We start from the raw sequence: 4209 nt of genomic DNA on the forward strand, positions 1-4209 counted from the left end.
CCCGAAATGTCAATTTAAATTAGAAAAATGTTGAAAGCTGTTCATCTGTGACGTGACTTAGGAATACTTCAAGTGGTGTGCGGTAGTGAAGTGACTTCCGTGGAATAGTATTTCGTTTGTGCATCAGCTGGGTGATTAGTTCATCTGGTAAATTACGGAAGTCTAATCGTTTACTGAGACCGTCACGACGTAAGATACCATTATTGTTTTCATTCAGGCCGCGTTGATTGGGCGCTCCAACCTCCGCAAAATAAGTATGAAGATCATGTTTATTGGCAATCTCACGCCAGCCCGCGAATTCCTTACCATTATCAAAGGTAATCGACTTAACGAAATGACGAGGTATTTTAGAAAGCCATTTATCCAAGTGATAGTTAACTGCTTCATCAGTTTTACGATGAACGTTAAGCACAATCATCACCTTAGATTGACGTTCCACCAAGGTCATGACCGCACCACGATGAGCTTTTCCTTGAACAGTATCAGCTTCAAAGTGACCAAACTCGTGTTGGTAGTGAGGAAAATCATGGTATCGCTGGTAAATACTCCGACCGAGATGCCCCGCCTTACCACGTCGTTCGACATAGCCATTGGGGTGTCGCTTGCCTTTCATCGGTAATTGCTGGACGGCAAAATTGTACTGTCCACGAGCAAACATCCGATAAAGTGTCCGCATACTACAGCTAATTGTCCGTTCTGCTCGACCAATGATCGTATCAGGTGTCCAGCCCGCTTTAACCTGCTCATTGATGTAGCTGATCTCATCCTTGGCTAGCTGAGCCTGCTTACGACCACAACGCTGCTTATTCCGTTGGTAAGCCTTAAGATACTGTGCAATGGTCTTACCGCTATCAAGAAATCGATAGACTCGGTAAATAGTTTCTTGGCTTCGTTTAAGCAGTTTAGCAGCTTGATAAGCCTTCGTACCTTGGTGCCAAAAATTAGCTATGAGGGTTAGTTCACGTGTGGTAAGATGTTTATAAGTCATTTGTGATGTTCCTTTACTTTTGTTTGTGGTTATTCAAAAGTCTATCACAAATGGCTTTTTTATTTTTCTAACTTAATTTTACAAACGGCGAATCAAAATATATCCATGTACTTGAGTTAATTGCTCTTGTTTTTTCATTAGCTCATTAACCTGATTGTTTAATATAGCTAACCTATTTTCTAATTTATCAAGATCATATTCATTAATTAACTTCTCTTTTATACCTATTTCATTTTTTCAATCTGTTTATCAGATAAACGCCACTGCAAAACGCCAAAGAAAGCAGTTATTGCTATCGATACAGTAAGAACAATTCCAATTATCCAAAAGTAAAAAGTATTTTGTCGGTTAATTTCTTGATAAAATTGATTGTTCAAATCTAAACCCATTTGTATCCACATATAACCATCTACTTCCTTTCGAAAGATAATATCTTTATAGATTATATTCTTTTACCATATTTATAGCTACTAATCTTAATTTTTAATTTACATAATCGAAGACTAGAAATCACTCTAAACTATAAATTTCCTTCACTAAAATATAATTAAATTTATAAAGTGCTTTAAAAGAATTTTGAAACAGGGAACTAGTTTGAACTACTCAATTCGTTATAACTTCAAACTACCGTTTATTTATTAAAGTATTATTTACCTATTAGAATTATTATTAGAAAATTAATTATATTATTTTTAACTAGCTAAATATAAATATTAGGGATCCATCTTAAAAATTAGCCAATAAATAACAATTTTATTTAAAAGTAGAAGCTAATTAAATTACGACAATTCTAAGTTTCCAGATCTTATTTTCAACATTAAACTTATATTAACAAGCATTATTATAATACAAATAATAGATATTGTTACTCATATTATATACAATACAAATAATATCTAATTAAAAGGAATGATACTTTTGAAAAAAATAGTTTTAATTATTGGTTGTTTTTCATTTATAAATGTATGTTTTTTCACTAACAATATATCCGCTTCAATAACCGATAATACCTTTAACTATGTAAAAATTGATAATTATAAAGGATATAATAAATCCATTAGAAAATGGAAAAAGCCTACAGCAAAAGTCTTTATAGATTCTAGCAGTTCACAACTAACTCCTTATATTGTAACTGCTATTAAAGATTGGAATTCAACAAACGTATTTAAGTTTATTCTTATAAATGATCCAACAAATGCTGATATCATCATTTATAAAAATTTTGATCCTGGAGCAAAAACAAGTGGTCTTACTTATTCAAACGTAGATAATCAATCCGGTTATTTTATACCAACACAAGATATTTATTTAAATGATTACTTCTTTGAAAAGTACAATACTCTCCAAAAAGTTCATACAATAGCTCATGAACTCGGACATGCTATTGGCTTAAATCATAATGAATCAGACAAAAATTCACTAATGTATCCTATTACAACTGAAAAACTAATCCAGCCTAATGATATAAAAGCGTTAAGAGCAATATATAATACTCCTAAATAGTACTTATAAAAAGGTAATGACTTTTTCATTTCCTTTTAATAGGCGTAAATTAAATGAGACTGAGAAATAACTATTAAATTTCTAGTCTTTGATATAGAAAACCGGACCATAATTTTTGATTTTTTAAATTTGGAACCTATAAAAAACTAAATGCATTTGTAGGTATTGATTTGAATCGCTATCAATCCGGCCAGAATATAAAGGGAGATTCAATAAATAGACGGGGTAACACCTACGCTTGATTGGTAGAATTTGAAACGATTAGGAGTATGTTAAGAAATAAAGGCCGTATAAAAAATCACTTAATAGATTACTATTACAAACTAAAAGAGCCACCATATTCTAAGCATAATTTGATGGCTCTTATTGCATGTGCTAATCATTTAAATAGGACTATCATAAATTTGGTTCGCACTAATCAAACTTACGATTATACAAAAGATTCCCATTAAATGTATCTGCATTTATATAGTATTAGGCTTCAAAAAATATTGAATTTTGAAGTACTTTTAGTATATACAATTATTTATAATAATTAGTACTTGACATTATATAAGAACTGGTATTGATGGATATCAGCGCCTCCTACGAGAATGTGGGAGGTGTTTTTTTACGCAAATAAACAATCAATTCTTAAAAACGCCGTTTGTAAAATTAAGTTAGAAAAATAAAAAAGCCATTTGTGATAGACTTTTGAATAACCACAAACAAAAGTAAAGGAACATCACAAATGACTTATAAACATCTTACCACACGTGAACTAACCCTCATAGCTAATTTTTGGCACCAAGGTACGAAGGCTTATCAAGCTGCTAAACTGCTTAAACGAAGCCAAGAAACTATTTACCGAGTCTATCGATTTCTTGATAGCGGTAAGACCATTGCACAGTATCTTAAGGCTTACCAACGGAATAAGCAGCGTTGTGGTCGTAAGCAGGCTCAGCTAGCCAAGGATGAGATCAGCTACATCAATGAGCAGGTTAAAGCGGGCTGGACACCTGATACGATCATTGGTCGAGCAGAACGGACAATTAGCTGTAGTATGCGGACACTTTATCGGATGTTTGCTCGTGGACAGTACAATTTTGCCGTCCAGCAATTACCGATGAAAGGCAAGCGACACCCCAATGGCTATGTCGAACGACGTGGTAAGGCGGGGCATCTCGGTCGGAGTATTTACCAGCGATACCATGATTTTCCTCACTACCAACACGAGTTTGGTCACTTTGAAGCTGATACTGTTCAAGGAAAAGCTCATCGTGGTGCGGTCATGACCTTGGTGGAACGTCAATCTAAGGTGATGATTGTGCTTAACGTTCATCGTAAAACTGATGAAGCAGTTAACTATCACTTGGATAAATGGCTTTCTAAAATACCTCGTCATTTCGTTAAGTCGATTACCTTTGATAATGGTAAGGAATTCGCGGGCTGGCGTGAGATTGCCAATAAACATGATCTTCATACTTATTTTGCGGAGGTTGGAGCGCCCAATCAACGCGGCCTGAATGAAAACAATAATGGTATCTTACGTCGTGACGGTCTCAGTAAACGATTAGACTTCCGTAATTTACCAGATGAACTAATCACCCAGCTGATGCACAAACGAAATACTATTCCACGGAAGTCACTTCACTACCGCACACCACTTGAAGTATTCCTAAGTCACGTCACAGATGAACAGCTTTCAACATTTTTCTAATTTAAATTGACATTTCGGG

At 34.3% G+C, this 4209-nt stretch carries 4 protein-coding genes and 1 pseudogene; 3 read left to right on the forward strand and 2 right to left on the reverse strand.

Going from position 1 to position 4209, the window contains the following annotated elements; translation table 11 throughout:
• Nucleotides 1–19: 19 nt before the first annotated feature.
• Nucleotides 20–988, reverse strand: coding sequence for an IS30 family transposase (locus tag H5S41_RS02700; protein ID WP_085720378.1), 969 nt, complete (start codon nucleotides 986–988; stop codon nucleotides 20–22).
• A 224-nt stretch (nucleotides 989–1212) separates the two neighbouring features.
• Nucleotides 1213–1389, reverse strand: coding sequence for a hypothetical protein (locus H5S41_RS02705; RefSeq protein WP_182602241.1), 177 nt, complete (start codon nucleotides 1387–1389; stop codon nucleotides 1213–1215).
• A gap of 517 nt (nucleotides 1390–1906) precedes the next feature.
• On the opposite strand from H5S41_RS02705, the gene H5S41_RS02710 reads away from it, so the two are divergent.
• From H5S41_RS02710 to H5S41_RS02725, 3 genes and pseudogenes are all read left to right on the forward strand, one after another.
• Nucleotides 1907–2491 (forward strand): M57 family metalloprotease, encoded by a 585-nt coding sequence (locus tag H5S41_RS02710; protein WP_182602244.1) that lies wholly within the window; start codon nucleotides 1907–1909, stop codon nucleotides 2489–2491.
• A 137-nt stretch (nucleotides 2492–2628) separates the two neighbouring features.
• Nucleotides 2629–2733, forward strand: a pseudogene (locus H5S41_RS02715) (transposase); the annotation flags it as partial.
• A gap of 488 nt (nucleotides 2734–3221) precedes the next feature.
• Complete coding sequence (locus H5S41_RS02725) at nucleotides 3222–4190, forward strand: IS30 family transposase (protein WP_085720378.1); 969 nt, start codon at nucleotides 3222–3224, stop codon at nucleotides 4188–4190.
• Nucleotides 4191–4209: the final 19 nt, after the last annotated feature.

The sequence above is a fragment of the Limosilactobacillus albertensis genome (assembly GCF_014145555.1).
In the GTDB taxonomy this organism is placed as follows: Bacteria; Bacillota; Bacilli; order Lactobacillales; family Lactobacillaceae; genus Limosilactobacillus; species Limosilactobacillus albertensis.